This is a genomic window from Neorhizobium sp. BETTINA12A (assembly GCF_023006485.1).
GTDB lineage: Bacteria > Pseudomonadota > Alphaproteobacteria > Rhizobiales > Rhizobiaceae > Neorhizobium.
Genome location: NZ_JALBGW010000336.1, coordinates 1 through 1,144, shown reverse-complemented (window position 1 = coordinate 1,144; position 1,144 = coordinate 1). Strand labels below are relative to the sequence as shown.

At 67.1% G+C, this 1,144-nt stretch carries 1 protein-coding gene; it reads right to left on the bottom strand.

The genetic code is table 11. From position 1 onward, the window contains the following. On the bottom strand, positions 1 to 1,144 hold a 1,144-nt coding region (locus MOV61_RS29975; protein WP_247139185.1), incomplete at both ends, for a Ppx/GppA phosphatase family protein.

Here is a 1,144-nt window from a genome sequence, read left to right as displayed (position 1 = left end):
AGGCCTCGGTCGGCCACCCGCATGCGCTGGCTCGGCCAGCGGCGGCGGATCGCTTCCAGAATGGCGCAGCCGGCCAGCACCAGATCGGCCCGGTCAGGACCGATGCAGGGATTGGCGGCGCGGCCGGCAAAATCCCAGGAGAGCAGTTTTGCCTGCATGGCGGAAACTTCCGCATCCGACAGCCACAGGCCGTCGACCTTGCGGCGGTCGTAGCGCGGCAGGTCGAGATGCACGCCTGCAAGCGTGGTGACCGTGCCCGAGGTGCCGATCAGGTGGAAATCCTCGGCGCCCTGGCGGCGGAAGGCGGCAAGCGGCGGGCAATCGAAACCGGCCAGCATGCCTTCGACTTCCGTCACCATGGCGTCAAAAACCTCCGGCGTCACGTCGCGCCCGCCATGCCGTTCCGACAGCGTCACGACGCCGACAGGAAGCGAGGTCCAGTGGGTGATATGATTGGCAAGCCGGCTCGAACGGCTGTCATCGATGCGGATGACGGCGATTTCCGACGAACCGCCGCCGATATCGAAGAGAACGACGGAGCGCGCTTCGCGGCCGACCAGGGACGAGCAGCCCGAGACTGCAAGCCGTGCCTCGGTCTCCCGATCGATGATTTCGAGTTCCAGCCCGGTTTCCGAGATCACCCGCGCCAGGAACTCCTCGCCGTTTTCGGCGGCGCGGCAGGCTTCGGTGGCGATCAGCCGCATGCGGCGGATCGGCCGGTTGGCAAGCTTTGTGGCGCAGATGCGCAGCGCTTCGACGGCACGGTCCATGGCATCCTGCGACAGCCGGCGGCTGGTGCCGAGCCCCTCGCCCAGGCGAACGATCCGCGAAAACGCATCGACGACGCGGAACTGGCCCGGCCTTGTCGGCTGGGCGATCAGCAGGCGGCAATTGTTGGTGCCGAGGTCGAGCGCCGCATAGAGATCGTTGACATAGGAGAATTTTTCGCCGCGGGAATCCGTGCCTTGGCTTTCATTTCCGGCCCTGCCGCGGGCATCCTTGGAGGAGGCCTGACCCGAACCGGCGGGCACAGAGGTCTTGGCCACACCCGGCACCGCCTTGGCGGGCGTCAGCGGCCGGCCCTGAAGGCCGCGGCCGCCTCTGTTCTTCTTGCGCCGATTGCGCGGCGGCGATTTTGCCGAAT